Below are 25,053 nucleotides of genomic sequence, written 5' to 3' on the forward strand. Positions count from 1 at the left end.
CCCATGCAGCTTCTGATTCGGTTGATCATCAACGCGGTGGCCATCTGGCTGGCCGCCGCCTGGGTCGACAAGATCGACATCGTGTACCCCGAGGATCAGGGCAACGGCGGCAAGATCATCGTGGTGCTCGTCATCGCCGCGGTGTTCACGCTGGTCAACGCCCTGGTCAAGCCGCTGGTGAAATTGCTCTCGCTGCCCCTGGTGGTGCTGACCCTCGGCCTGTTCCTGCTGGTGGTCAACGCCCTGATGCTGATGCTGACCGCGTGGCTGACCGACGCGTTCTCCGACTACGGCCTGCACGTCGGCTCCTTCTGGGCCGGACTGCTCGGCGGCATCATCATCACCCTGGTCAACTGGGTGCTGGGAATCCTGGTCCCGGACAACGACTGACGCGAAACCCGGACACCCCCGGCGGGCGACCGCCGGGGTGTCCGGGTGTGCGGGCTCAGGACAGACCGAGGGCCAGCGCCGTCACGGCCGACCAGATCAGCAGCGCGAGCCCGGAATCGCGCAGGGCCGGAATGAGTTCGAGGCCGTTCTTGCCGCCGCGCACGGGCGCGTTGGCCCGCACCGCGAGCGGAATCGCGACCAGGCCGACCAGCGCGTAGGGCGTCCGCGCGACGAGCGCCAGTGTCGCCAGGAACGGGATCACCAGCAGCGCCAGATGCAGGGTGCGGGTCCGCGCGTCGCCGAGTTTCACCGCGAGCGTGGTCTTGCCGGACTCGGTATCGGTCGGGATATCGCGCAGATTGTTGGCGACCAGCACCGCGCTGGAGAACGCGCCGACCGCCACCGCGAGCACCAGGCCGACCCAGTCGACCCGCTCGGCCTGCACGAACTCGGTGCCGAGCACCGCGATCAACCCGAAGAACACGAAGACCGCGATCTCACCGAAACCGCTGTAGCCGTAGGGCTTGCTGCCGCCGGTGTAGAACCAGGCGCCCGCCAGGCAGGCCACGCCGACCAGCAGCAGCCACCACGCGGTCGTGGCCGCGAGCACCAGGCCGAGCACCGCGCCGACCGCGAGGCTGAGCACCGCCGCGTTCTTCACCGCGGCGGGCGAGGCCAGCTTCGATCCGACCAGCCGCAGCGGACCGACCCGCTCGTCGTCGGTGCCGCGGATGCCGTCGGAATAGTCGTTGGCGTAGTTCACGCCGATGATCAGCGCCAGCGAAACCAGCAGCGCGAGAACGGCTTTCCACCACACGAATCCGCCGAGGGCGGCGGCCGCGCCGGTGCCCGCCAGCACCGGTGCGATCGCGTTCGGCAGAGTGCGGGGACGCGCGCCCTCGATCCATTGCGCTGCAGTAGCCATGCGCCGAGCCTAATCGCCCGGGCGGGTCCCGGCCTCCCAGGCGTGCGGCAGGACACAGCTGCCGGAGCGCGCCACGCGGCGAAAAACCAGGAGGACCGACCGGGTGTCGCTCGCATACGATGACCGAGGAATGTTGCCGGAACACAGCGGCCCCCAGGGGCGCAGTCGAGTGACGACGCCCGCAGGCGAAACGGTCGTGGTGGCCCTGCTGGGCGAAATCGCGCTACGCCGCGACGGCACGCTGCACACGGTGCCCGGCACCCGGTCGCGTCTGCTCTTGGCCGCCTTGGCCCTGCATCCCGGCCGCGCCCGCAGCGCCCAGGCCCTGATCGACGACGTCTGGGGCGAGCAACCCCCGCGCGCCCCGATGAACGCGCTGCACACACAGGTCTCGCGGCTGCGCGCGGTGCTGCCCGACGGCGTCCTCGAGATCGGCCCGGCCGGCTACCGGCTGACCCTGCGGCCCGGCCAGGTCGACCTGAGCGCGCTCACCGAGCTGCTGCGCGACGCCCGCGTCCGTCGCGACGACGGTGACAGCGCGGGCTGCGTCGCGGCGGTGGCCGCGGCGCGCGCACTGTGGCGGGGCGAACCCGGCGCGGACCTGCCGCCCGGCGCGGTCGCCGACGAACTGGCCACCGCGGCCGCGGGCCGCCTGCGCGAACTCGACGCGCTGGAGTTGTCGGCGCGCGAGTCCGCCGGTGATGTCGACGGCGCGCTGCGCCTCGCCCGGCAGCTGGCCGCCGAACAGCCGCTGGACGAGCCCGCCCAGGTGGTGCTCATGCGGCTGCTGGCCCGATCCGGGCGCGGCAACGAAGCGCTGGAATCGTTCGCGGTGTTCCGGGCCCGGCTCGGCGACGAGCTGGGCGCGGATCCGGGGCGCGAGCTGATCGAGTTGAACACGGCGATACTGCGCGGGGAACCGGTGGGCGACAGGGTGACCGGTGGCCGGGCGAGTACGGTGGCCGGTTCCGGGCCGGTCGCTGGAGTCGGCGGCGAGTTGCCCGCGGGTTCGGGGTTCGGCGGCGAGGCTGCCACGGGTTCGGGGTTCGGCGGCGAGGCTGCCACGGGTTCGGGGTTCGGCGGCGAGGCTGCCACGGGTTCGGGATTCGGCGGCGAGGCCCCCACGGGTTCAGGGTTCGGCGGCGAGGCCCCCACGGGCTCGGGGTTCGGCAACCGGGGGCTCGCGGGCTCGGGGTTCGGCAACGGGGCGGCGGCGAGCCCGGGGTTCGGCAGCCGAGCGACTGCGGGTTCAGGGTTCGGAAACGGTTCTGCCGGTAGCGCGGGATCCGGCTACGGGTCGGCCCAGGGGGCGCGGGCTGCCGAGGGCGGTCGTGCTCATCAGGGCGGCTCCGCCGCTCCGGGCGCCCTGCCCGAGGACACCGACACCCTCGCCGCCATGGCGATCGGCCTGCGCGCCGCGCCGAACGCGCTGCTCGGCCGCGAGGGCGACCTGACCGCGCTCGGGCAGTTGCTGCCGGAATCCCGGGTGGTCACCGTGCTCGGCCCCGGCGGCACCGGAAAGACCCGGATCGCCAACGAGGTCGGCGCCCGCGCCGCCGCGCACCTGCCGGTGCTGCTGGTGGAGCTGGCCTCGGTCCGCTCGGACGGTGGCGTCGAGCGCACCCGGGTCGAACTCGAGGCCACGATCAGCGCGGCGCTGGGGCTGGGCGAACTGACGGTCGATTCCACCGGTCTGCGCAACAAGTATGTCGCCGACGCGCGGCAGCGCCTGCGCGATTCCGGCGGCGACCCCGACGAGGCCGCGTCCAGCCTGTATCTCCCCGAGGCCCGGCAGCGGTTGCGCGGCGCGTTGTCGGCGCGCCCGATGCTGCTCATCCTGGACAACTGCGAGCACATGATCGAGGCGGTGGCCGTGGTCGTCGCCGATCTGATCGGCGCGTGCCCGCAACTGACCGTGCTCACCACCAGCCGCGCACCGCTGATGATCACCGCCGAGACGGTGTATCCGTTGCCGCCCTTGGCGATCGACGAGTCGGGTTCGCCGGCCACCGACTTGTTTCGCGCCCGGGCCCGCGCGGTGCGGCCCGCGGTGCGGCTGGATCCGGTGGTCGTCGCCCAGCTCTGCCGCACCCTGGACGGCCTGCCGCTGGCCATCGAACTCGCGGCCGCGCGCGTGCGCACCCTGAGCGTCGAGGACATCAACGAACGGCTCGCCGACCGATTCGCGCTGCTGCGCAGCGGCGATCGCAGCTCGCCGGAGCGGCACCGCACCCTGCACGCGGTGATCGAGTGGAGCTGGAATCTGCTCGAGCCGGATCAGCAGCTCGCGCTGCGCCGGTTGTGCCGTTTCCCGGCGGGTTTCACGCTGACGGCGGCCGAAGTGGTGGCCGGGGCCGACTGCGATGTCGCGGCCGCGGTGGACGGACTGGTGAACCAGTCGCTGCTCACCGTGCTCGACGACGACCGCCTCGGCACCCGCTACCGGATGCTGGAGACGGTGCGCGAATTCGGTGAGGAACAGCTCACGCGGGCGGGCGAGGGCGAGGTGGTGATGCGCCGAATGGCGGTGTGGGCCCGGGCCTTCGCCGGCGACGCGGCCGACTCGCGGGGGCGCGGCGACCAGATCCGGCTGGCCCTGTCGGTGGCCGCCGAACAGGACAATCTGCTTGCGGTCCTGCGGTATTCGGTGGAGCAGCGCGACGCCGTCACCTTGTACACGGTCTTTCCGGTGCTGGGGGCGCTGTGGGTGATCCGCGGCTCGCACGTCGAGGTGATGAGCTGGGCGGAGCGCCTGCTCGCGCTCGATCCCGCCGGAGCGCCGGATGCCCCGCCCGCGGACCACCACCTGGTCAACTATGTGCTGATCTTCCTGCACCTGGCGTTCTTCGGCGCGAACATGCGGGAGCTGTCCAAGCTGCGGATGCGGGTGCGGCGGCTGCTGCGCGACCGGACCGATCTGAGCGAGCAGGGCCGTTTCCTGTGCCGGGTGATGCTGACCCGCGCCAATCTGCGCGGGATCGGCCGCGCCCTGGTCGCCGGCGTCCGCTCACCCGACCGGGACACCCGGGCCACCGCGCTGATGCTGCGCGCCAACATGCGCGAGAACATGGGCGACGTGCCCGGGTCGACCGAAGACGCCTTGCGCGCACTGGAATTGCTCGATCCGGACGACGTCTGGAACGTGTCGATGGTGAGCCGGCACCTGGCGGGCGTCTGCGGCCAGGTCGCCAATTACGACGAGGCGGTCACCTACTACACCGAATGCCTGGATCTGCTGCGGCAATTGGGCACCTCGGAGGAGAGCGTCGAGACCCGGGCGCACCTGGCCGCGGCGCTCGTCGGCGCCGGGCAACTGGAGCGCGCCCGGCACCACATCGAGATCGCGCTCGGCCCCAACGGCACCGTCGACGGGCTACCCGGCACCACCAACCACCTGGCCGGCGCGCTGACCTGCTCGGCCGCGGAACTCGCCCTGGCCGAGGGCGATATCGACGGCGGGCTGCGGCTGTTCTGGCGGGCCCTCGAGCTCTACGACTGGCCGGACCCGACCTTCGCCCCGGGCCCCGGCAGCATCATGCTCGGCGTCGCGGCGCTGGGCGGGCACGTGCTGCACGGCCGGACCGCCGAAACCGGCCTGCTCCCTGCCCAATTGGTCGAGAACGCCCGCATCGTGCTGCCGCAGCTCAGTGACCTGCCCCAGCTCGGCTCGGTCGCCTGCGGCCTCGGTTCCTACCTGCTCAACAGCGGCGCGGCCCCGGCCCGCGGCCTGGAACTGCTGGCCCTGGCCGGCCGCGTCCAGGCCCGCCAGGACTACCCCTCCATGCAACTCGCCCGCCACTTCGACCTCGCCCGCACCCGCGTCGGCCCCGACCGCGTAGCCGAAGCCCGTTCCCGCGCCGCGAAACTGGGCCGCAAGGTCGCCGCCCACCGAGTCCTGGAACTCCTGGACAAGATGCACGAGGGCCGCTGAGCGGACACGAAAGGGCCGGAGGATTCGGAATCCTCCGGCCCATGGCGGTATCCGGTCAGGCGCGGCGCATGTAGGCGCGGACGGTGAGCGGGGCGATGATCACGATGACGGCGAGGGAGCCGACGAGGGACCAGAGCAGGTTGGAGCCGTAGTGGTTGGCGTTCATCAACTCCTGTGCGGCCTTGACCATGTAGTACACCGGGTTGGCGTGGTTGATGCCCTGCAGCCAGCCCGGCATGGAGGACACCGGGGCGAACGCGCCGGAGACGAAGGTCAGCGGGAACATGATGATCATCGAGATGCCCTGCACGGCGGAGGCGCTCTTGCCGGTGACGCCGACCAGGGCCCAGATCCAGCTGATCGCGAACGAGCAGACGATCACCATCAGGCACGCGGCCAGCACGCCGACGAAGCCGCCGCCCGGGCGGTAACCCAGGATCAGGCCCATCACGACGGTGAGGGTGGTGGCGATCAGATAGCGGACCATGTCCGCGATCAGCGCGCCCGACAGCGCCGAAATGCGCGCGATCGGAAGCGATTTGAACCGGTCGAAGACACCCTTGTCCATATCCTCACGCAGCTGGGTGCCGGTGACGATGGAGGTCAGTACCACGGTCTGCACCAGGATGCCGGGGATGAACAGCGGCAGATAGTTGTCCACCGATCCGAACATCGCGCCGCCGAAGATGAAGGCGAACAGCGCGGTGAACAGAATCGGCTGAATGGTGACGTCGAACAGCTGCTCGGGATTGTGCTTGATCTTCAGGATGCCGCGGTAGGCCATCGTGAGCGAGTTCTGCACCGTCTGCTTCAGGCCGATGCGATTGCTCACCTCGGGGATCTTCGCGAGGGTGCGGCCGGTGGGCGCGGGCGCGTCGAGAGTCGTGGTCATGCCGCGCTCCTTTCGTTCGCGGAGGAGGTCTCGTCCGCGGCCGGACGGCCGGTGATGGTGAGGAAGACCTCGTCCAGGCTGGGCTTGGAAACGTTGATCTCGTCGATCCCGATCTCCCACTCGCGCAGGCGGATCAGCAGATCGGTGGTCATGTCGGCGGTGCGCAGCGGCGCGGTGAGCCGACCGGCCTCGGGCGTGATCTGCGCCTCGGCGCCGAGGAAATCGCCGACGATGCGCCGGGCCTCGTCGAGCTGGGTCTTGTCGGCCAGCGTCAGGTGCAGCGAGGACCCGCCGATCGAGGCCTTCAGCTCGTCAGCGGTGCCGTCGGCGATCACCTTGCCGCGGTCGATGACGGCGATCCGGTCGGCCAGCTGATCGGCCTCGTCCAGGTACTGCGTGGTGAGCAGCACCGTGGCGCCCTCGCGGACCAGCCGGCGGATGGTCTCCCACATCTGGGCGCGGGTGCGCGGGTCGAGTCCGGTGGTGGGCTCGTCGAGGAACAGCAGCGGCGGCGTGGAGATCAGGCTGGCGGCCAGATCGAGGCGGCGCCGCATGCCGCCGGAGAAGTTCTCCAGCGCCTTGTCGGCGGCCTCGGTCAGATCGAACTCCTCGAGCAGCTCGGCGGTCTTGCGCCGGGCGTCGGCGCGGCCGAGACCGAGCAGCCGGGAGAAGATCATCAGGTTCTCGGTGGCGGTGAGCTTCTCGTCGACCGAGGCGTACTGTCCCGTGACGCCGATCAGCGAGCGCACGGCCGTCGGCTCGGCGACGACGTCGCGGCCGAAGATCCGGGCGCTGCCGCCGTCGGGCCGCAGCAGGGTGGCCAGCATGCGGATGGTGGTGGTCTTGCCGGCCCCGTTCGGTCCCAGCACGCCGTACACCGCGCCCTGCGGCACGGCCAGGCTGACGCCGTCTACGGCGCGCTGTTCCCCGAACACTTTGACCAGCTCGTTCGCCTCGACGGCGAGCGCTGAATCAGGTGCGAATGATGTCATGCGATCACTGTGCGGGGCCGTTCTTGCACGGCCCTTGCACGCCGATCACACGCCTTCTTGCACGCCTAGGTGATCGTGGTGTGCGAGAGCAGCAGTTCGCGGACGGCGGTGCGGTTCGGCTTGCCCGGGCCGTGCAGCGGGAGCTCCTCCAGGATGGCGAGTTCGCGCGGCGCGGCGATGGAGTCGAGCTCGCGGACCACGTGGTCGCGCAGCTCGTCCAAGGTCGGGGTGGCGCCCTTGGCCGGGACGACGGCGACCGCGACGCGCTGGCCGAGCCGTTCGTCGGGCAGGCCGAGCACCACGCATTCGCTGATCGCGGGGTGCGTGCCGAGCACGGCCTCGACCACCTGCGGGATCACCAGCAGGCCGCCGGTCATGATGGCCTCGTCGAGACGGCCGCTGATCGAGAGCACGCCGTTCTCGTAGCTGCCCGCGTCCTCGGTGCGGAACCAGCCGGGTTCGGCGAAGGCCGGGTGATCGGGCTGACTGCGGTAGCCGACGGCGATCATGTCGCCGCCGAGCACGACCCGGCCGTCCTCGATCCGGACCTCGGTGCCCGCGAGCGGAACGCCGTCGTAGACGCAACCGCCGCAGGTCTCGCTCATGCCGTAGGTGCGAACCACGTTGATACCGGCCGCTTGCGCGCGCTCGTACACGTGCGGTGGCGTGGCCGCCCCGCCGACCAGCACGCCGTCGAGTTCGGCGAGCGCCGCCGCGGCGACGGGGGCGTCCAGGGCCTTGATCAGCTGGGTCGGCACCAGCGCGGTGTACCGGCGCGGACCGCGCATGCCGGAGATGGCGCCCGCCAGCGCCTCGGGCAGGAAGCCGCCGGAGACGTCGAGCACGGTGGGCTCGGTGCCGGCCTGGATGCTGCGCAGCAGGACCTGGATACCGGCGATGTGGTGGGTCGGCAGCGCGAGCAGCCAGCTGCCCGGGCCGCCGAGGCGGTCATGTGTGGCGGCTCCGCTCGCCCGCAGGGCGGCCGCGCTGAGCATGGCGCCCTTGGGCACGCCGGTGGTGCCGGAGGTGGTCACCACCAGGGCGACCTCGTCGTCGATCGGCTCGCCGGGCCCGAGCGCGTCGGACAGCCGGCGCGCTTCGCGCCGGTCGCTGGTCGGGATGGGTAGCCAGGCGGGGCCGTTGCCCTCCAAGGCTTCCCGCAGGTGCGGCAGGACATCGCCGACACCGGATCCGGTGGGCATCGGCAGCGTGCGCAGCGTCCTACTCACGCCCGCACCTCGCCTGCCGTTGCTCCTGTCGTGCCCAGAGGCAACAAGCCCGTGGTTCGATCGCTGCGCCCTCTCACGGTAGGGATCGTGTCATGCCCGCGCCGCCGCGCGCGGAACGGGTCGGTTTGCGGTGGGGCTCAGCTAAGCCAGGCATGTCGGTGTCTGCGATTCACTCGTCGGACGGGTACGCGAGGGGTACCCGGACTTCGGCGGTCGGACACCCTCGGTCTTCGATCGGCGGCGGGCGGAGTCACGTGTTCGGACCCGGGGCCGCTGCCGCGTGTGCTTGCAATCGTCCTCGCAGTCGGGCGCCCCGGCAACTCGATCGTTCGGACAAGATCGTCGATCAGTGGTCCGAGCTGCGAATATCCCGCCGGATCGGATGATCCGGCGGGATCTCGACCAGCACCACCGGCACGCCGTCGGGGTCCTTGACCCACATTTCGATCAGGCCCCACGGCTCGCGCACCGGCGCCCGATCGATCGCGACCCCCGCCAGCGCGAGTTCCGCCGCGGCGTCGGCGACATCGCGCACCTGCAGCCAGATCGCGCCGTCGAAGGCCGACGACACGCCCGATCCGCCGTGCGCCGCGATCTCCACCAGGGACTGCCCGGCGAAGAAGACGGTGCCGCCGGGATACTCCCGCGCGATCGCCAGCCCGAGGCTGTCGCGATAGAAGGCGAGGGTGGCCGGGTAGTCGGCGGGCCGCAGAATGATCCGGCTGCTGAGGATTTCCATGGTGTCCGTTCGCTCAGAAGTACCAGGGGTACGGGGTCCAGTCGGGGGCGCGCTTCTGCAGGAAGGAGTCGCGGCCCTCGACGGCCTCGTCGGTCATGTAGGCCATGCGGGTGGCCTCGCCCGCGAACAGCTGCTGGCCGACCAGGCCGTCGTCGAGCAGGTTGAACGCGTACTTCAGCATGCGCTGCGCCTGCGGGGATTTGCCGTTGATGTCGGCGGTCCACTCCAGCGCCACGTTCTCCAGTTCGGCGTGGTCGACGACCTTGTTGACCGCGCCCATCTGATGCATTTCCTCGGCGGTGTAGGGCCGGCCGAGGAAGAAGATCTCGCGCGCGAACTTCTGGCCGACCATCTTGGCCAGGTAGGCGCTGCCGTAGCCGCCGTCGAAGCTGCCCACGTCGGCGTCGGTCTGCTTGAAGCGGGCGTGCTCGCGGCTGGCGAGGGTGAGGTCGCAGACCACGTGCAGGCTGTGCCCGCCGCCCGCGGCCCAGCCGTTGACCAGCGCGATGACCACCTTGGGCATGAAGCGGATGAGCCGCTGGACTTCCAGGATGTGCAGCCGGCCGGCGCGCGCCTGATCGACGGTGTCGGCGGTGTCGCCGCTGGCGTACTGGTAGCCGTTGCGCCCGCGGATGCGCTGATCGCCGCCCGAGCAGAACGCCCAGCCGCCGTCCTTGGGGCTGGGGCCGTTGCCGGTGAGCAGCACCGCGCCGACGTCGGCGGTCATCCGCGCGTGGTCGAGGGCTCGGTAGAGCTCGTCGACGGTGTGCGGGCGGAAGGCGTTGCGCACCTCGGGGCGATCGAAGGCGATGCGGACGGTGCCCTGGTCGACATGCCGGTGATAGGTGATGTCGGTCAGGTTCTCGAAACCGGGAACGGGCCGCCACAACTTCGGATTGAACGTCACGCCAGAGATTATCGTCGCGCCGCCTGGACTGGCCAGTGGCCGGTTATCGGTCGTCAGGACTTGACGGTGTAAAAAGACGCGTTACCGTGCAAGTTATGAACGAGCGAGTGGAACCTGTTTCAGGGAACGGTGTGAAGCCGAAGATCGACAGCAGCATGGTCGACGAGAGCAGGTACGAAAAGCACGGCGGCTTCCCCAAGGTGTCGCGCGCGGAGATCGGCGCGAACTTCGGACCGTTCGTCGAGGCCATGCGCACCCTGCAGGATCTCGCCGTCAGCGTCGACGCGCCCGACGAGGTGTTCGGCGACGCGCTCGCCAAGGCGAACGAACTGATCGGCCTGCTCGAGCCCTACCGCGCGCCCGAACTCCAGGGCCCGGCCGGGCGCGCGGTGACCCTGCCCGGGCGCGGCAGCCTGCTGCTGTTGCCGTGGCGCACAGTCGAAGCCGGACCCGACGGCATCACCATGGCGGGCGAGTTCCGCCGGTATCACCTGGGCGGCAACGGCGCCGCGCACGGCGGCGTGCTCCCGCTGCTGTTCGACGATCTGCTCGGCATGATCGTGCACTACGCCGGCCGCCCGATCAGCCGCACCGCGTATCTGCATGTGAATTATCGAAAGATCACTCCGTTGCAGACGCCGCTGACGGTGACCGGCCGGGTCGCGCGGACCGAGGGGCGAAAGACGTTCATAACCGCGGAATTACGCGATGAGCTGGGCGAAGTCCTCGCTGATTGTGAAGGATTGATGGTTCAACTGCTCCCGTGGCAGCCCTGAATCGGTTCCAGTTTGTTTGCGCGACACCGGTGCCGGGTATAGCCGACTCGCCCGGTTGCCGGGTGAGCACCGCGTGCCTGGTGCGGGTGGTGCGTATAGTGGCCAGCGCTCGTTCATCGACATCGATCCGGAGGAACCTGAAAGTGGTTGCAGCACTGTCTGAATCCCTGCTCAACGACGCCAATCGTACGGCTTTCCTGGCCGATGCCAAGGCGGTTCTGGACGCCGAGGTGTCGGACAAGGGTGGTGCGTCGGGCCTGGCCGTCAAGGGCGGCTACGCCGCGGTGAAGAAGGTCAGCCCGACCATCGTGCCGGACGCGCTGGAGTCGTTGGCCCCCAAGCTCGTTGCGCAGCTGGAGCCGTTCTGGCAGGAATACGCTGCCGGCGGGTCGGGCTCGTTCGCCGATACTCTCGTCGCGAAGTCGGACGAGGTCGCCGAGGCGCTGCTCGCCGTCACCGACGCCCGTGCCGAAGCGTCCACCCGCCCGGCCCTGCAGAAGGTCTACTCCTCGCTGCGCTCCTCGGCCAAGAAGAACGTCATCGAGGCGCTGCCGCGCGTCGGCGATCTGGTTCAGCGCCACGCCGGCTGATCTTCTGAACGCCGCACACCGAAGCCCTGCGGCAGCGATTGCTTGCCGGTCGCTACGAAAGGGGCAGCCCCGCGGGGCTCTTCGGTGTGCGGCGTTTTTTCGTGCCCGGGTGCGGTCGCCGCGGCGGCAATTACTGTGAGCAGGGTGACGGAGACTAGGAACCCACTGTCTGAGAGGCTGGAGGCGTGAACCCGTCTACAGCACAGGCCCAGGTGGTCGTCGACGAACTCGTGCGTGGCGGCGTGCGGGATGTCGTGCTGTGTCCCGGCTCCCGCAACGCCCCGCTGGCCTTCGCGCTGCAGGCCGCCGACGCGGCCGGGCGGCTGCGGCTGCACATGCGGATCGACGAGCGCACCGCCGGTTTCCTCGCCATCGGTCTCGCGATCGCCGGCGGTTGCCCGGTGCCGGTGGTGATGACCTCTGGCACGGCGGTCGCCAACCTGGGCCCGGCCGTGCTGGAGGCGAACTACGCCCGGGTTCCGCTGATCGTGCTGAGCGCGAACCGGCCCTACGAGATGCTGGGCACCGGCGCCAACCAGACCGTCGAGCAGCTCGGCCTGTTCGGCAGCCAGGTGCGCGCCACGATCAGCCTCGGCCTGGCCGAACTCGGCGTCGACCACGGCAACGGCCAGTACAGCCAGCAGAACAGCGTCTGGCGCTCGGCGGTGTGCCGGGTGCTCGCCGCGGCGCGCGGCACCCGCTCGGGCAATGCCGGCCCGGTGCACTTCGACATCCCGCTGCGCGAGCCGCTGGTGCCCGATTCCGAGGTGGTGGACGGGCTTCCGGCGCCGGGGGAGATCGCACCGCTCGGGCGCGAGTCCGGCCGGCCGTGGACCGCCACCCAGTACGCCACGCTCGACGTGCCGCTCGACATCGACCTCACCCCCGACACCGTGGTGATCTCCGGGCACGGCGCGGGCCTGCGCCCGGAACTGGCCGAGCTGCCCACGGTCGCCGAACCCACCGCGCCGATGCACGGGCCGGTCCTGCACCCGCTGGCGCTGCCGCTGCTGCGCCCGCGCCAGGCGATCATCACCGGCCGGCCCACCCTGCACCGGCAGGTCTCGCGCGTGCTGGCGGACCCGGAGGTCACCGTCTTCGCGCTCACCACCGGCCCGCGCTGGCCCGATGTCTCCGGCAATGTGGTCGGCACCGGCACGCGCGCGGTGACCACGGGCGCGCCGCGCCCGGAATGGCTGGCGCGCTGCCGCGACCTGAACGCCAAGGCCGACCAGGTGGTGCGCGACGAACTGGCCCGGCACCCGAAGCCGACCGGCCTGCACGTGGCGGCCGTGGTGATGGACGCGCTGCGCGAAGGCGACCAGCTGCTGCTGGGCGCCTCCAACCCGGTGCGCGACGCCGCGCTGGTCTCGCATCCGCGGCGCGGCATCAAGGTGCTGTCCAACCGCGGTGTGGCCGGCATCGACGGCACCGTGTCCTCGGCGGTCGGCGCGGCGCTCGCGCACGGCGGCCGCACCGTCGCGCTGATCGGCGACCTCACCTTCCTGCACGACGCCTCCGGCCTGCTGATCGGCCGGGGCGAGCCGCGCCCGGCCGATCTGACCATCGTCGTCGCCAACGACGACGGCGGCGGCATCTTCGAACTGCTGGAACAGGGCGACCCGCAGTACGCGGGCGTGTTCGAGCGTGTCTTCGGCACCCCGCACGGCATGGATCTGGCAGCCCTGTGCGCGGCCTACCGGATTCCGCACCGCCAAGTCGACACCGACCAGCTGGCCGCGGAACTCGCCGGGCACGCGCACGGGCTGCGCGTGCTGGAGGTCGCCACCGAGCGCTCCGGCCTGCGCGAACTGCACGCCGCCGTGCGGGCGAAGATCTAGATCTCCTCGGGGTAACCCGGCCCGCCGTCGTCGATTTCGGCGAAGGCGTCCGGGTCGCCGCGGTCCTCGTCGTCGAGCGGCACCGCGATCGACTGCTCGACCACGTCGGCTTCGTTCGCGCTGAACGCGTCGCGGTCGACGTGCTCGGCCACCTCCCGATCGGACAGCTGTGCGGCCGGATCGGGGTAGGCCGGTACGGATTGCTCCGCGAGATCGGCCTCGGGAACCTCGTCCATGGTGCGGGTCGTGCTGCGATCGATCATCGTGCGCTCCTCTCCGCGGCGTGTGCCCACCGGATACCCGATGTCTTGCGAGGGACACCCCGAGGATGCGCCCGGATCGGCCGATCCGGCAAGCGCGGCCCGCCGACCGGGCGTTATTCGCCGTTCTGTGCGCCGGCTCCGTCCGCCGGGTACTCCACCAGCGCCAGCGTGCGGTTGGCCATGAACCGGGCGGTGCGCACCGCGGTGCCGGTGCGCGTCACCTCGCTGACCTCCACGACGCCGCGCGCGATGCGCACGTCCACTCGCCGCCCCGCGCGGGTGGCGGCCACTTCGTAACTGCGAGACCCGGCGCCGAAGTCGACGACGATCTCCACACGATCACCCTTCATCTCCCAATTCTCCTCTTTTCCAGCGGTTTTCGCCGTTACGACTTGATACCGGCGGGTGTGCCGGGGCGCGGGTGAAAGCCGTGCGGACCGATGAATTCCGGCGGCTCGCCCCGTCCTAGAGGCAAAGGACCTCGCCTGCCCAAGGAGCACCCATGCACCCCGTGTTCGACTTCGAATCCGCCGCCTCGGCCTTGGCGGCCGTCGTCGCCGCCATCGGCGACGACCAGCTGGCCGCGCCGACCCCGATGGCCGACACCTCCGTGCGCGACCTGCTCGTCCACGTGGTCGGCCTGACCGAGGCGTTCCGGCAGGCCGCCACCAAGGAGGCCGTCGGCCGCTCCGCGGCGCCCGCCATCGGCCCGGACGCCGAGCTCGTCGCCGACTGGCGGGAGCGGATTCCGGCGCAGCTGAAGGCGCTGGTGCAGGCGTGGCGCGAGCCCGCCGCGTGGGACGGCGACACCGAGGCGGGCGGCGTGACCATGCCCGCGCAGGTCATGGCGATGGTGGCCCTGGACGAACTGGTCATCCACGGCTGGGATCTCGCGCAGGCCACCGGTCAGCAGCTGACCGTTCGCGATTCGGATCTGGACGTACTGCTCGAATTCCTGAAGGACACCCCGGCCGAGGGCACCCCCGGACTCTTCGGCCCGGTCGTCCCGATCGCCGCCGACGCGCCGACCTTCCACCGGGTTCTCGCCCTGACGGGCCGCGATCCGCGGTAGTCGGCAGCGTCACCCCGGCCGACCTGGCCCGGGCCACCGCCCCGCATTAGTGTCGAGGCGTGGCGAAAACAGAGCGGCGGGAATCGGTTCGGGCCTCGCTGGACAAGCAGCCGCACGAGGTCGCGTCGATGTTCGACGGGGTCGCGAAGCGGTACGACATCACCAACACCGTGATTTCCGGTGGCCAGGACCGGTATTGGCGCTGGGCGGTGCGGCGCGCCGTCGCGCCCCGCCCCGGCGAGCGCGTGCTCGATCTCGCCGCGGGCACCGGCATCTCCACGCTGGATCTGGCGAAGTCCGGCGCCTGGTGCCTGGCCGCCGATTTCTCCCAGGGCATGCTGGCCGCGGGGCAGCACCGCAATGTGCCGATGGTCGCGGCCGACGCGACGGCCCTGCCCTTCGCCGACGACTCCTTCGACGCCGTCACCATCTCCTACGGCCTGCGCAACATCTCCGAGAGCGAGCAGGCGCTGCGCGAGATGCTGCGCGTCACCAAGCCCGGCGGCCGGCTGGTGGTGGCCGAGTTCTCCACGCCCGTCCTGCCGCTGTTCAAGACGGTCTACATGGAGTACCTGATGAAGGCGCTCCCGCAGGTCGCGCGGACGGTCAGCAGCAATCCCGACGCCTACGTCTATCTGGCGGAGTCCATCCGGGCCTGGCCGAATCAGCGGCAGCTGGCGCTGCGGATAGCGGACGCGGGCTGGTCGGCGGTGAAGTGGCGCAATCTCACGGGCGGCATCGTGGCGCTGCACCGCGGCTACAAGCTCTGACGCGGTGGTGAGATCACTCACGCCTGAGGTTTCCACGGGGTAAATCCGCAGGTCGTCGCGAGATCTCACCGTCGAAATCGCGGGCGGTGAGGAAAATTGTCACCTGCCGCTAACGCGGGGTAAATGGCCCGCAATGGCCGATGGCCATGATCGGGGCATGACCGACGCAAGGACGGATTCCGCCCGCACGGCGTGCTCGTACTGCGGCGTCGGCTGCGGCATCGTCGTGCAGACCGCGCCGGGCGCCGACGGCGCGCCGGTGATCGCCAAGGTCAGCGGCGACAAGCTGCATCCGGCGAACGCGGGCCGGTTGTGCACCAAGGGCGCCACGCACGCCGAGTTGATGCGCGCGCCCGGCCGGATGACCACCGCCTACCGGCGGCCCGAACGCGGGCAGGCGCCGGTGCCGGTCGCGGTCGACGACGCGGTGCGCGAGACCGCCGAGCGGCTGCGCGGCATCCTCGACGAGCACGGGCCGGACGCCATCGCGCTCTACGTCTCCGGTCAGATGTCGCTGGAGGCGCAGTACCTGGCCACCAAACTGGCCAAGGGCTACCTGCGCACCGTGCACCTCGAGGCGAACTCGCGGCTGTGTATGGCCAGCGCGGGCACCGGCTACAAGCAGTCGCTGGGCGCCGACGGCCCGCCCGGCTCCTACGACGATTTCGAGCACGCCGACCTGTTCTTCGCCCTCGGCGCGAACATGGCCGACTGCCATCCGATCCTGTTCCTGCGCATGGCCGACCGGCTCAAGGCGGGCGCGAAGCTGATCGTGGCCGATCCGCGCCGCACCGACACCGCGCAGCGCGCCGATCTGTTCCTGCAACTGCGACCGGGCACCGACCTGGCCCTGCTGAACGGCATCCTGCACCTGCTCGTCGAGAACGACGACATCGACGCGGAGTTCATCGCCCGGCACACCGAGGGCTGGGACGCCATGCCCGAGTTCCTCGCCGCCTACACCCCCGCGCACGTCGCCGAGATCACCGGCCTGGCCGAAGCCGACCTGCGGACCGCCGCCCAGTGGATCGGCGCGGCGGGCGAGTGGATGACGCTGTGGACGATGGGCCTGAACCAGTCCACGCACGGCACCTGGAATACCAACGCCATCTGCAATCTGCACCTGGCCACCGGGGCGATCTGCCGCACCGGCAGCGGCCCGTTCTCGCTCACCGGGCAGCCGAATGCCATGGGCGGCCGCGAGATGGGCTACATGGGGCCGGGCCTGCCGGGCCAGCGTAGTCTGCTCGCCCCGGCCGACCGCATCTTCGTGGAGACCGCGTGGGGCGTCGAACCGGGCACGATCCGCACCGAGGCCGGGCCCGGGACCATCGAGATGTTCCGCGGCATGGCCGCGGGCGAGATCAAGGCCGCCTGGATCATCTGCACCAATCCCGTGGCGTCCGTGGCCAATCGGAAGACCGTGATCGCCGGGCTGGAGGCCGCCGAACTGGTGGTGGTGCAGGACACCTACACCGACACCGCCAGCAACGCCTACGCCGACGTGTTGCTGCCCGCGACCCTGTGGGCCGAAGCCGACGCGCTGATGGTGAATTCGGAGCGCAACGTCACCCTGCTGCAGCGCAGCGTGCCGCCGGTCGGCGACGCCCGGCCGGATTGGCTGCTGATCGCGCAGGTCGCCACGGCCATGGGGTTCCCGGGATTCGAGTTCGGCTCCAGTGCCGAGGTTTTCGAGGAGATCAAGCGCTTCTCGAATCCGGCCACCGGCTACGACCTGCGCGGTATGAGTTACGCGGAGCTGCGGGAAGGGCCGATGCAGTGGCCGTGCCCGGAACCCGGCAGCCGCCGCAACCCGATCCGCTACCGCAACGACGGCGTCAGCCAGGAGGTGTTCGTGGACGCCGACGGCGAGCGGCCGCCGCTCGCCTTCGCCACGCCGAGCCGCCGCGCGGTGTTCTGGCCGCGTCCGCACCTGCTGCCCGCCGAGATGCCGGACGACGACTACCCGTTCGTGCTGAATACCGGCCGGCTGCAACACCAGTGGCACACGATGACCAAGACCGGCCGGATCGACAAGCTGACGAAACTGACCGGCGCGCCCTTCGTCGAGGTACATCCCGAGGACGCGGCCCGCCTCGGCGTGGCCGCCGGTGACCAGCTCGAGCTCGCCTCCCGGCGCGGGCGGGCCGTGCTGCCGGTGCGGATCAGCGACCGGGTGCGACCCGGCGACTGCTTCGCGCCCTTCCACTGGAACGACGAGCAGGGGGAGTACCTCACCATCAACGCCGTCACCAACGACGCGGTCGATCCCGCCTCCCTGCAACCGGAATTCAAAGCGTGCGCGGTGTCGCTGCGCCGGGTGGCGGTGCTGCCGCGCGCGCAAACCCCGGCCGCGCCACCGGTTTCCGCCGACTCCGGAGCGCATCCGCTGGCGGTGATGCTCGGCGTGGACACCGGCGTCGCGCCGACGCTCAGCGATCTGGAGCAGATCTACCTGAGCGGCTATCTGGCCGCGCTGCACTCGCTTCCGGTGACCGGCCAGCCGGTGCTCCCGGAATCCGCGCCGCTGTCCGCGCGCAGCCGGACCTGGATCGATGGACTGCTCGCCGGCATGTACTCGCGCGGTCAGGCGGCCGATCCCGCCGACCCGGCCCCGCCCGCCGCGCCGGTCACCGTGCTCTGGGCCTCCCAGACCGGCAATGCCGAGGAGTTCGCCGCCGGTGTGGCCGAGCGGCTCGCCGAATCCGGGTACGCGCCACGGCTGCTCGACATGGACTCCTGCGAACTGAGCGCGCTGACCGGTGACGTGCTGTTGATCAGCAGCACCTTCGGCGACGGCGGGCCGCCGGACAACGGCGCTGACTTCTGGGAACGCCTGGACGACAGCGTGACCCGGTTCCCCGGCCTGCGCTTCGCGGTGTTCGCGCTCGGCGACTCCTCCTACGACGACTTCTGCGGCCACGGGCGCAAACTCGACCGCAAGCTCGCCGAGCGCGGCGCCACCCGACTGCTGCCGCGCGTCGACAGCGAACCGGACTACCACGAGCCCGCGGCCGAATGGCTCGACCAGGTGCTGGTCGCGCTGGGCGGCGAGCCCGGACCAGAGGACGGCGGATCGGCGCCGCTTCCGGCGGAGCCGCAACTGGTTTCGGCCGCCGCGCACGCGGGCACCCGGCCGTCCTCGGGCGCCGCCCGGCTACCGGCCGGTGCGCCCGCGCGCACCGAGCGCGCCGCACCCGCCCTGTTCACCCGCAACGCCCCGCTGTCGGTGCCGCTGATCCGCAACGACGTGCTCTCCCAGCCGGGCTCACCGAAGGAGGTGCGCCGGTTCGGATTCGATCTGCGCGGTCTGGAGGCGGGTTACGAGGCCGGCGATTCCCTCGGGGTCTGGCCGTGCAACGGCGACGCCCTGGTCGAGGAATGGCTCACCGCCACGGGCCTGGACGGCCGCCGCGGCGTCGAGATCGACGGTCGCGAAGTGCCGTTGACCGAGGCGTTGCGCACCCGCTACGACATCAGCAAGGTCAGCCACGATCTGCTCACCTTCCTCGCCGACCGCAATCCCAGTGTGCGACTGGCCAAACTGCTGCGCCGGGACAACCGCAACGAACTCGACAGCTACCTGTGGGACCGGCAGGCCGTCGACGTGCTGCGCGATTTCCCGGTGCGGGCCGACCTGGTGGAGTGGCTGGGCGCGCTGAAAAAGCTGCAACCGCGGCAGTATTCGATCTCCTCCTCGCCGCTGGTCAGTCCGGAGGAGGTGCAGCTGACGGTCGGGGTGGTGCGCTATGGCCGAGCCCACCGCGGCGGCGTCTGTTCGACTTTCCTCGCCGACCGGGCCGGTGCGGCGCAGGTGCCGATCTTCCTGCAGCGCGCGCCGCATTTCCGCCCGCCGCTGGATCCCGCCGCGCCGATGATCATGGTCGGCCCCGGCACCGGCATCGCGCCGTTCCGCGGCTTCCTGCAGGAACGCCGGGCCCTGGGCGCCACCGGGCGCAACTGGCTGTTCTTCGGCGAGCAGCACGCCGCCCAGAACTTCTACTACCGGGCCGAGCTGGAGGACATGTTCCGCTCGGGCTTCCTCACCCGTCTGGACCTGGCCTTCTCGCGGGACCAGCGGGAGCGGATCTACGTGCAGCACCGCATGATCGAGCACGGCGCCGAGCTGTGGTCCTGGCTGCGCGAGGGCGGGTACTTCTATGTCTGCGGTGATGCCGCGCGGATGGCGAAGGACGTCGACGACACCCTGCTCGCCATCGCGCGCATCCACGGCAAGCTCGACGAGGACGGCGCGCTCGCTTTCAAGAAGCAATTGATCGCCGAGAAGCGCTACGTCCGCGACGTGTACTGATCCGGTCAGACCGCGGGCGGGTTGAGCCGCGCGAAGTCCGGGAGCCGGTAGTACGGGTAGTAGGGGTAGGGCGGGGTGGTCGCGCTCGCCTTGTCCAGGCGGGCGATCTGGTCGGCGTCGAGTTCCCAGCCGACCGCGCCGAGATTCTGGCGCAACTGCTCCTCGTTGCGCGCGCCGACGATGACCGTCGACACCGTGGGCCGGCGCAGCAGCCAGTTCAGCGCGATCTGCGGCACCGTCCTGCCGGTTTCGGCGGCGAGTTCGTCGAGGACGTCGACCACGGTGTAGAGCACCTCGTCGTCCACCGGCGGGCCGGCCGCGGCGGTCTGGTGCAGGCGACTGCCGGCCGGAAGCGGTTGCCCGCGGCGGATTTTCCCGGTGAGCCGGCCCCAGCCGAGCGGGCTCCACACCACCGCGCCGACGCCCTGGTCCTGGGCCAGCGGCAGCAGTTCCCACTCGTAGTCGCGGCCGACGAGCGAGTAGTACACCTGATGGGCGACATAGCGGGTCAGGCCGTGCCGGTCGGCCGCCGCCAGGGCCTTCATCAGCTGCCAGCCCGCGAAGTTGGACGCGCCCAGGTAGCGGATCTTGCCCGCGCGCACCAGATCGTCGAGGGCCGTGAGGGTTTCCTCGATCGGGGTGTGGGCGTCGAAGGCGTGCAGCTGGAACAGGTCGATGTGGTCGATGCCGAGCCGGCGCAGCGAGCCCTCGACGGCGTTGATCAGCCGGGCCCGGCCGGAGCCGAGGTCGTAGGGGCCGGGGCCGGTGGGCAGGCTCGCCTTGGTGGAGATCAGCAGCTCGTCGCGGCGGCCCTTGATGGCCGCGCCGAGCACCTCTTCCGAGGCGCCGTCGGAATAGACGTCCGCGGTGTCGAACATGGTCACGCCCGCCGCCAGGCTGATGTCGACCAGCCGGCGGGCCTGCTGGGCGTCGGTGTCGCCCCATGCGCTGAAGAGTTCGCCGCGGCCGCCGAACGTGCCCGCGCCGAAGCTCAGGGCCGGGACGACCAAACCGGATGCGCCGAGCCGCCGGTACTCCATGATGACTCCTAAAGGGTCTATAGTTCCGTTAACGCTTCGAACGCTACACCCTCCGCGCTACAAATGGAACTGGAGACCCGTTAATGCCTGTCGACGACCTGACGCCCGGCTCGATCCGCCCCGGCGGCCGCACCGCCCGGGTCCGCGAAGCGGTGCTGCGCACCACCGGTGACCTGCTCGCCGAACACGGCTTCGCGCACCTGGATCTCACCGAGGTCGCCGCGCGCGCCGAGGTCGGCAAGACCACCGTCTACCGGCGCTGGGGGAGTGTCCCCGGGCTGGTCGCCGACCTGCTCGACGACATGGCCGAGCAATCGATCGCCCGCGCCGACACCGGCTCGCTGCTCGGCGATCTCACCGCCAACGCCCGCCTGGTCGCGAAGACCCTCACCGACCCGCGGCAGAGTCGTCTGTTCCGGGCCGTGATCGCCGCCGCCACCTGCGACGACACCGCCGACGCCGCCCTGCGGCGCTTCTACCACGTGCGCCTGACCGAATGGTCCCCCTGCGTCGAAGCCGCCATCGACCGCGGTGAAGCCCCGCTCGGCACCGACCCGCGCGCGGTCCTCTCGGCGGTCTCGGCTCCGCTCTATTACCGCCTGCTGGCCAGCGGTGACCCGATCACCGAAGCCGTCGCCGATCAATCCGCGCTGGCCGCTGTAACCGCGACGGCGGCAGGCATTTTCGTCACGACGTGAGTACTCCCGGAGCTATCCCCCTGCGCCGCCGGAGTGGTCCGAACTCGCTGAGCCGGTACTCGGGCTGCCGAAGCGGTTGCCGGCCGGGCGCTCGATGTCGCGGCGGATCCGCCGTGTCCGCTCAGGCCGTGTGCGGCAGCTGGATTCGGGTGCCGGTGACCTCGGCGTAGTGGCGCATCAGGTCGGTGCAGACGGCGGGCCAGGTGCGGTGCAGCACGGACCTGCGCGCGGACTTGGCGAAGCGGGCGCGAGTTTCCGGATCGCGCAGCGCGCCGACGGCACTGGGCAGGAGCTCGCCGAAGCGGTCGACCGGCAGCAGATAACCGTTGCGGCAGTGCGCGATCAGATCGCGCGGGCCGCCGGCGTCCGGGCCGATGACGGGGGTGCCCGAGGACAGCGCCTCCTGTACGCCCTGGCAGAACGTCTCGTGCTCGCCCGCGTGCACCATGACATCGAGGCTGGCGTAGGCCTGCGCGAGTTCGGCGCCGCCGAGTTCGCCGGTGAAGACGGCGGTCGGCATCAGGGCCGCCAGGCGGGCGCGTTCCGGGCCGTCGCCGACGATCACCAACTGGATCGAGGGATCGCCGCCCAGCACGGCCAAACGCTCGACATGCTTCTCCGGCGCGAGGCGGCCGACGAAGCCGACCACCAGCTTGTCCCGGCCCGCGAGCCAGGCATCCCGCAGTTCCGCGCGCCGGGCGCCCGGGTTGAACCGGGCGATGTCGACGCCGCGCCCCCAGCGGTGCACGCGGGGAATGCCGTGGCGGGCAAGGTCTTCCGCCGCGGCCGAGGAGGGCGCCAGCGTGCGGGTCGCGCCCTCGTGCAGGCGCCGGGTCCAGGCCCAGGCGGCGCGGCTGGCCAGGCCCAGTCCGTAGCTCTTGGCGAACCCGGCGACATCGGTCTGATAGACCGCGATCGTCGGCAGATCCAAGCGCAGCGCGGCGCCGAGCCCGCCCGCGCCGAGCAGGAAGGGGGAGGCCAGGTGCACCACGTCGGCGTCGAAAGCGCGGATGGCGGCGGTGATTCCGGGCTGCGGCAGCCCGACCGGCAGCGAGCTGACCTTGGGCACCATCATCGCGGGCACCCGATGGACCGGGAACCGCCCTTGCGTCCGTGGCGCCGGCGGCAGGCCGCGCAGGGTATCGGGCGCGACGATCAGCGCGTCGTGGCCGTGCTGGTCCAGATGGTCCAGCACCCGCAGGACTGAGTTCACGACGCCGTTCATGTTCGGCAGGAACGACTCCGCGACGATCGCTACACGCACCAGCCCAGCCTGACCGGCGCACGTGACGGGGACGGAAAGTTCCGGCTAACTAGACGTGAGGTGCTCGCCACCGCGGATCGGCCAGGTTCGCGGGGGTGACGATCGACTCCAGCAGCGTGCGCAGGGTGCGCAGCGCGTCCGCCCCGTGCGTCCGCGCCAGCTCGCGTTCCTTGGCGCGGTGGAACCGCCGGGCGGCGGCGAGGGCGGCGGTGCCCTTGGGGCTGAGGTAGAGCAGTTTGGCGCGTCCGTCGTCCGGATCGGGCCGGCGTTCGACGTATCCGCGCTTCTCCATCTCGTCGACCAGCTGGGCCGCGCCCTGCTTGGTGATCGAGAGCCGGTCGGCGAGTTCGCTGATGTTCAGCGCCCGGCGGTCCAGGCTGCGGAAGACGTAGCCGTAGGAGGGCCCGGCGTCGGCGAAACCCTGCTCGGCCAGCGCCTCTCGCATCTCGTGCACGAACTGCTGGTAGCCGAGGCCGAGCAGTATCCCCAGATCGTGGTCTTGCGCGGAACGAGTCATGCCGCCATGATAGTCAAGTCAACTTGTTCAAGTCAGCTTGTCTATTTGGAGAGACTCATGCATCTCATCAAGGCCGCCGAGGCCCCGCGTTTCGAGCTACCGCACGCCCAGTTCAGCGGCATGGCCGCGCCCAGCCGCGGCTCGTCGCAGCTGTGTACCTGGCAGCTCACCGTGCCGCCGAACCAGGCCGCCGGCCCGGCGCACACCATCGACCGCGACGAGGTCTTCATGCTGATCTCGGGCGCGCTGGAGATCAGCGGTCAGCTGCTCGGCCCGGGCGACGCGCTGGTGGTGCCGGCGGGCAGCCCGATCTCTGTCGGCAACCCGGGGGCCGAACCCGCCGTCGCGCACATCGCGGTCCCGGCCGGTTTCGAGGCCACCATGGCCGACGGCAGCAAACTCAGCCCGCCGTGGGCGCGGTAGCCGAGCGCCGCCGCATCCGCCCGATCAGCCACAGGGCGGGCAGCGCCACACCCCAGGTCACCACGATCACCGAGGCCGCGGGCAGCAGTGCGACCCGCGCGTCGCGGCCCGCGACCCGGACCAGATCGGGGTCCGCGCGGCTGTACTCGACCTTGATCCGCTCGCCCGCGGTGAGATTGGTCGGGTACAGCACGCCGACCTTCGGGTTGTGGTTCTTCCCGTCCGGCGTCACGTAGCTGACGGCCGAGCGCAACCGGCCCGCCGAGAGCACCTCGGCGGTGGTGGTGCCCTTGTCGGAGCTGATCAGATAGTCGTTGCGCCAGGCGGCGAGCACCAGCAAGACCATCAGCACACTGATCACCGTCGCCGTGGCGAGTACGGCCGTCCGCGCCCGGCGTGCACCAGACCGATTGGTTTCCGACACCAATCCAGCCTACTGAGCCGCTGCACTAGCGTTCTGCGCATGTCCCGAAAATTCAGCTTCACCGTGCCCTACAGCATCCCGGTCGAAGATCTCCACCGGGCACTGATCAACGACGAGGTCTGGAACACGCGGTTCGCCGAGGCGACCACCGCCACCCTGGAGCTCTCCCATCCCGCGGGTGCGGAGACCATCCGCATCCACATGACCGAGAAGGCAAGGGAAGAGAAGATTCCCGGCCTCGTCAAGAAGGTGCTCAAGAGCGAACTGAGCCTGGCGCGCACCGACGACTGGGGCCCGCTGGACGGTGAGATCGCCCGCGGCACCGTGGCGGCCGAGACCTCCGGCATCACCAGCGCGCTGACCGGCGCGTACGAAATGCGGCCCACCGCCGAGGGCTCGGAGATCGAGGTCGTCGGCACGGTGGACGTGAAGGTGCCGCTGGTCGGCGGCGCCATCGAGCCGCTGGCCGAGCAGTTGCTGCACCGCGTGCTCAACAGCGAGCGCGAATTCATTCAGAAATGGGTGGCCACGCAGGCCACCGCATAAGCGCTCCACCAAAAAACCGCGCCGGGTGCTCAACGACGAGCCCCGGCGCTTTCCGTGTCCGCTACTCCGGGCCGGCCATCGCCGCCGGATCGAATTCCTTGTTCTCCACCAGCACCAGCCAGTTGCCGGAGTTGTCCCGCATGACCGCCTCGGTGCCGTAGGGCCGCTCGGCCGGCGGCTGCACGAACTCCACGCCCTTGGCGGTGAGCTCCTCGAAGGTCTTCTGGCAGTTCTCGGTGCGCAACCCCAGCGCACCGTGCGTGCCGTTGGCCAGCGCGCGGCGGATCGCCTCGGCCAGGTTGTCGTCCAGCGGCGGGCCCGGCACCATCAGTGTCACCTCGAGCTCTGGATGATCCGGCTGGGCGACCGTCACCCAGCGGAACCCGTTCTCGCCCATCGTGATGTCGGTGACCTCGACAAACCCCAGTTTGTCGATGTACCACTGCTTGGCCTCGGTCTGATCGGTGACGTAGACGGTGACCAGGGAAACGTTCGTAATCGTCGGCATGCGT

The 25,053-nt window shown here is 70.7% G+C and carries 24 protein-coding genes; 11 read left to right on the forward strand and 13 right to left on the reverse strand.

Going from position 1 to position 25,053, the window contains the following annotated elements; genetic code table 11:
* The first annotated feature begins 3 nt into the window (after positions 1–3).
* On the forward strand, positions 4–390 hold the full coding sequence (locus AB0I43_RS13735) for a phage holin family protein (protein ID WP_356973583.1): 387 nt from the start codon (positions 4–6) through the stop codon (positions 388–390).
* Between the two features lie 55 nt (positions 391–445).
* Here AB0I43_RS13735 and AB0I43_RS13740 read toward each other — a convergent pair whose 3' ends face one another.
* Positions 446–1,315, reverse strand: a complete 870-nt coding sequence (locus AB0I43_RS13740; protein WP_356973582.1) for a 1,4-dihydroxy-2-naphthoate polyprenyltransferase — start codon at positions 1,313–1,315, stop codon at positions 446–448.
* A gap of 169 nt (positions 1,316–1,484) precedes the next feature.
* Here AB0I43_RS13740 and AB0I43_RS13745 point away from each other — a divergent pair, with 169 nt between their 5' ends.
* Entirely contained in the window at positions 1,485–5,246 is a 3,762-nt protein-coding gene (locus AB0I43_RS13745) for a BTAD domain-containing putative transcriptional regulator (protein WP_357432099.1), read from the forward strand.
* A 55-nt stretch (positions 5,247–5,301) separates the two neighbouring features.
* On the opposite strand, the gene AB0I43_RS13750 is transcribed toward AB0I43_RS13745, so the two are convergent.
* The 5 genes from AB0I43_RS13750 to AB0I43_RS13770 form a co-directional block, all read right to left on the reverse strand.
* The gene (locus AB0I43_RS13750; RefSeq protein ID WP_356973579.1) at positions 5,302–6,138 is read right to left on the reverse strand and encodes an ABC transporter permease; all 837 of its coding nucleotides are present in this window, start codon (positions 6,136–6,138) and stop codon (positions 5,302–5,304) included.
* Positions 6,135–7,130 (reverse strand): ATP-binding cassette domain-containing protein, encoded by a 996-nt coding sequence (locus tag AB0I43_RS13755; protein WP_356973578.1) that lies wholly within the window; start codon positions 7,128–7,130, stop codon positions 6,135–6,137. The genes AB0I43_RS13750 and AB0I43_RS13755 overlap by 4 nt, the downstream gene beginning before the upstream one ends.
* 65 nt (positions 7,131–7,195) lie before the next feature.
* Entirely contained in the window at positions 7,196–8,332 is a 1,137-nt protein-coding gene (menE, locus tag AB0I43_RS13760; RefSeq protein WP_356973724.1) for an o-succinylbenzoate--CoA ligase, read from the reverse strand.
* Positions 8,333–8,705: 373 nt separating this feature from the next.
* Positions 8,706–9,098: a VOC family protein gene (locus AB0I43_RS13765; RefSeq protein WP_356973577.1), complete on the reverse strand. Its 393-nt coding sequence runs from the start codon at positions 9,096–9,098 to the stop codon at positions 8,706–8,708.
* A 13-nt stretch (positions 9,099–9,111) separates the two neighbouring features.
* Entirely contained in the window at positions 9,112–10,005 is an 894-nt protein-coding gene (locus tag AB0I43_RS13770; RefSeq protein ID WP_356973576.1) for a 1,4-dihydroxy-2-naphthoyl-CoA synthase, read from the reverse strand.
* Between the two features lie 155 nt (positions 10,006–10,160).
* Here AB0I43_RS13770 and AB0I43_RS13775 point away from each other — a divergent pair, with 155 nt between their 5' ends.
* From AB0I43_RS13775 to menD, 3 genes are all read left to right on the forward strand, one after another.
* On the forward strand, positions 10,161–10,781 hold the full coding sequence (locus AB0I43_RS13775; protein WP_356973723.1) for a PaaI family thioesterase: 621 nt from the start codon (positions 10,161–10,163) through the stop codon (positions 10,779–10,781).
* Positions 10,782–10,924: 143 nt separating this feature from the next.
* Positions 10,925–11,371: a hypothetical protein gene (locus AB0I43_RS13780; RefSeq protein WP_356973575.1), complete on the forward strand. Its 447-nt coding sequence runs from the start codon at positions 10,925–10,927 to the stop codon at positions 11,369–11,371.
* 185 nt (positions 11,372–11,556) lie between these two features.
* Entirely contained in the window at positions 11,557–13,212 is a 1,656-nt protein-coding gene (menD, locus tag AB0I43_RS13785) for a 2-succinyl-5-enolpyruvyl-6-hydroxy-3-cyclohexene-1-carboxylic-acid synthase (RefSeq protein ID WP_356973574.1), read from the forward strand.
* Here the strand turns inward: menD and AB0I43_RS13790 are convergent.
* Together AB0I43_RS13790 and AB0I43_RS13795 are read right to left on the reverse strand one after the other, a co-directional pair.
* On the reverse strand, positions 13,209–13,475 hold the full coding sequence (locus AB0I43_RS13790; RefSeq protein WP_356973573.1) for a hypothetical protein: 267 nt from the start codon (positions 13,473–13,475) through the stop codon (positions 13,209–13,211). The two genes, menD and AB0I43_RS13790, sit on opposite strands and share 4 nt — an antisense overlap.
* Before the next feature lie 113 nt (positions 13,476–13,588).
* Entirely contained in the window at positions 13,589–13,825 is a 237-nt protein-coding gene (locus tag AB0I43_RS13795) for a hypothetical protein (protein ID WP_356973572.1), read from the reverse strand.
* A 152-nt stretch (positions 13,826–13,977) separates the two neighbouring features.
* Between AB0I43_RS13795 and AB0I43_RS13800 the strand changes: the two genes are divergently transcribed.
* From AB0I43_RS13800 to AB0I43_RS13810, 3 genes are all read left to right on the forward strand, one after another.
* On the forward strand, positions 13,978–14,547 hold the full coding sequence (locus tag AB0I43_RS13800; protein ID WP_356973571.1) for a TIGR03086 family metal-binding protein: 570 nt from the start codon (positions 13,978–13,980) through the stop codon (positions 14,545–14,547).
* A gap of 59 nt (positions 14,548–14,606) precedes the next feature.
* Positions 14,607–15,317, forward strand: coding sequence for a demethylmenaquinone methyltransferase (locus AB0I43_RS13805; RefSeq protein WP_356973570.1), 711 nt, complete (start codon positions 14,607–14,609; stop codon positions 15,315–15,317).
* 157 nt (positions 15,318–15,474) lie between these two features.
* Positions 15,475–19,629: a bifunctional nitrate reductase/sulfite reductase flavoprotein subunit alpha gene (locus tag AB0I43_RS13810; RefSeq protein WP_356973569.1), complete on the forward strand. Its 4,155-nt coding sequence runs from the start codon at positions 15,475–15,477 to the stop codon at positions 19,627–19,629.
* 5 nt (positions 19,630–19,634) lie between these two features.
* Here the strand turns inward: AB0I43_RS13810 and AB0I43_RS13815 are convergent, their stop codons facing one another.
* Entirely contained in the window at positions 19,635–20,669 is a 1,035-nt protein-coding gene (locus AB0I43_RS13815) for an aldo/keto reductase (protein ID WP_356973568.1), read from the reverse strand.
* A gap of 83 nt (positions 20,670–20,752) precedes the next feature.
* Here AB0I43_RS13815 and AB0I43_RS13820 point away from each other — a divergent pair, with 83 nt between their 5' ends.
* Positions 20,753–21,367, forward strand: a complete 615-nt coding sequence (locus AB0I43_RS13820; protein WP_356973567.1) for a TetR/AcrR family transcriptional regulator C-terminal ligand-binding domain-containing protein — start codon at positions 20,753–20,755, stop codon at positions 21,365–21,367.
* Between the two features lie 121 nt (positions 21,368–21,488).
* On the opposite strand, the gene AB0I43_RS13825 is transcribed toward AB0I43_RS13820, so the two are convergent.
* Together AB0I43_RS13825 and AB0I43_RS13830 are read right to left on the reverse strand one after the other, a co-directional pair.
* A complete protein-coding gene (locus AB0I43_RS13825; protein ID WP_356973566.1) occupies positions 21,489–22,631 on the reverse strand; it encodes a glycosyltransferase family 1 protein in 1,143 nt (380 codons plus the stop codon).
* A 49-nt stretch (positions 22,632–22,680) separates the two neighbouring features.
* Positions 22,681–23,148, reverse strand: coding sequence for a MarR family transcriptional regulator (locus tag AB0I43_RS13830; RefSeq protein ID WP_356973565.1), 468 nt, complete (start codon positions 23,146–23,148; stop codon positions 22,681–22,683).
* A gap of 57 nt (positions 23,149–23,205) precedes the next feature.
* Between AB0I43_RS13830 and AB0I43_RS13835 the strand changes: the two genes are divergently transcribed.
* A complete protein-coding gene (locus AB0I43_RS13835) occupies positions 23,206–23,571 on the forward strand; it encodes a cupin domain-containing protein (protein ID WP_356973564.1) in 366 nt (121 codons plus the stop codon).
* On the opposite strand, the gene AB0I43_RS13840 is transcribed toward AB0I43_RS13835, so the two are convergent.
* Positions 23,549–23,995, reverse strand: a complete 447-nt coding sequence (locus AB0I43_RS13840) for a DUF3592 domain-containing protein (protein ID WP_356973563.1) — start codon at positions 23,993–23,995, stop codon at positions 23,549–23,551. The genes AB0I43_RS13835 and AB0I43_RS13840 overlap by 23 nt on opposite strands.
* A gap of 39 nt (positions 23,996–24,034) precedes the next feature.
* Here AB0I43_RS13840 and AB0I43_RS13845 point away from each other — a divergent pair, with 39 nt between their 5' ends.
* Positions 24,035–24,541: a DUF2505 domain-containing protein gene (locus AB0I43_RS13845; RefSeq protein ID WP_356973562.1), complete on the forward strand. Its 507-nt coding sequence runs from the start codon at positions 24,035–24,037 to the stop codon at positions 24,539–24,541.
* A gap of 61 nt (positions 24,542–24,602) precedes the next feature.
* Here the strand turns inward: AB0I43_RS13845 and AB0I43_RS13850 are convergent, their stop codons facing one another.
* Positions 24,603–25,049: a VOC family protein gene (locus AB0I43_RS13850; RefSeq protein WP_356973561.1), complete on the reverse strand. Its 447-nt coding sequence runs from the start codon at positions 25,047–25,049 to the stop codon at positions 24,603–24,605.
* Positions 25,050–25,053: the final 4 nt, after the last annotated feature.

This window comes from Nocardia sp. NPDC050435, from assembly GCF_040655395.1.
In the GTDB taxonomy this organism is placed as follows: Bacteria; Actinomycetota; Actinomycetes; order Mycobacteriales; family Mycobacteriaceae; genus Nocardia.

Excerpts from the sequence above, each read along its gene's own strand:
- menE (WP_356973724.1), bottom strand. The coding sequence starts at position 8,332 with ATGCCCACCGGATCCGGTGTCGGCGATGTCCTGCCGCACCTGCGGGAA.
- AB0I43_RS13815 (WP_356973568.1), bottom strand. The coding sequence starts at position 20,669 with ATGGAGTACCGGCGGCTCGGCGCATCCGGTTTGGTCGTCCCGGCCCTG.
- AB0I43_RS13800 (WP_356973571.1), top strand. The coding sequence starts at position 13,978 with ATGCACCCCGTGTTCGACTTCGAATCCGCCGCCTCGGCCTTGGCGGCC.
- AB0I43_RS13755 (WP_356973578.1), bottom strand. The coding sequence starts at position 7,130 with ATGACATCATTCGCACCTGATTCAGCGCTCGCCGTCGAGGCGAACGAG.
- AB0I43_RS13775 (WP_356973723.1), top strand. The coding sequence starts at position 10,161 with ATGGTCGACGAGAGCAGGTACGAAAAGCACGGCGGCTTCCCCAAGGTG.
- AB0I43_RS13735 (WP_356973583.1), top strand. The coding sequence starts at position 4 with ATGCAGCTTCTGATTCGGTTGATCATCAACGCGGTGGCCATCTGGCTG.
- AB0I43_RS13790 (WP_356973573.1), bottom strand. The coding sequence starts at position 13,475 with ATGATCGATCGCAGCACGACCCGCACCATGGACGAGGTTCCCGAGGCC.
- AB0I43_RS13740 (WP_356973582.1), bottom strand. The coding sequence starts at position 1,315 with ATGGCTACTGCAGCGCAATGGATCGAGGGCGCGCGTCCCCGCACTCTG.
- AB0I43_RS13835 (WP_356973564.1), top strand. The coding sequence starts at position 23,206 with ATGCATCTCATCAAGGCCGCCGAGGCCCCGCGTTTCGAGCTACCGCAC.
- AB0I43_RS13810 (WP_356973569.1), top strand. The coding sequence starts at position 15,475 with ATGACCGACGCAAGGACGGATTCCGCCCGCACGGCGTGCTCGTACTGC.
- AB0I43_RS13850 (WP_356973561.1), bottom strand. The coding sequence starts at position 25,049 with ATGCCGACGATTACGAACGTTTCCCTGGTCACCGTCTACGTCACCGAT.
- AB0I43_RS13795 (WP_356973572.1), bottom strand. The coding sequence starts at position 13,825 with ATGAAGGGTGATCGTGTGGAGATCGTCGTCGACTTCGGCGCCGGGTCT.
- AB0I43_RS13750 (WP_356973579.1), bottom strand. The coding sequence starts at position 6,138 with ATGACCACGACTCTCGACGCGCCCGCGCCCACCGGCCGCACCCTCGCG.
- AB0I43_RS13830 (WP_356973565.1), bottom strand. The coding sequence starts at position 23,148 with ATGACTCGTTCCGCGCAAGACCACGATCTGGGGATACTGCTCGGCCTC.
- AB0I43_RS13845 (WP_356973562.1), top strand. The coding sequence starts at position 24,035 with ATGTCCCGAAAATTCAGCTTCACCGTGCCCTACAGCATCCCGGTCGAA.
- AB0I43_RS13765 (WP_356973577.1), bottom strand. The coding sequence starts at position 9,098 with ATGGAAATCCTCAGCAGCCGGATCATTCTGCGGCCCGCCGACTACCCG.
- AB0I43_RS13820 (WP_356973567.1), top strand. The coding sequence starts at position 20,753 with ATGCCTGTCGACGACCTGACGCCCGGCTCGATCCGCCCCGGCGGCCGC.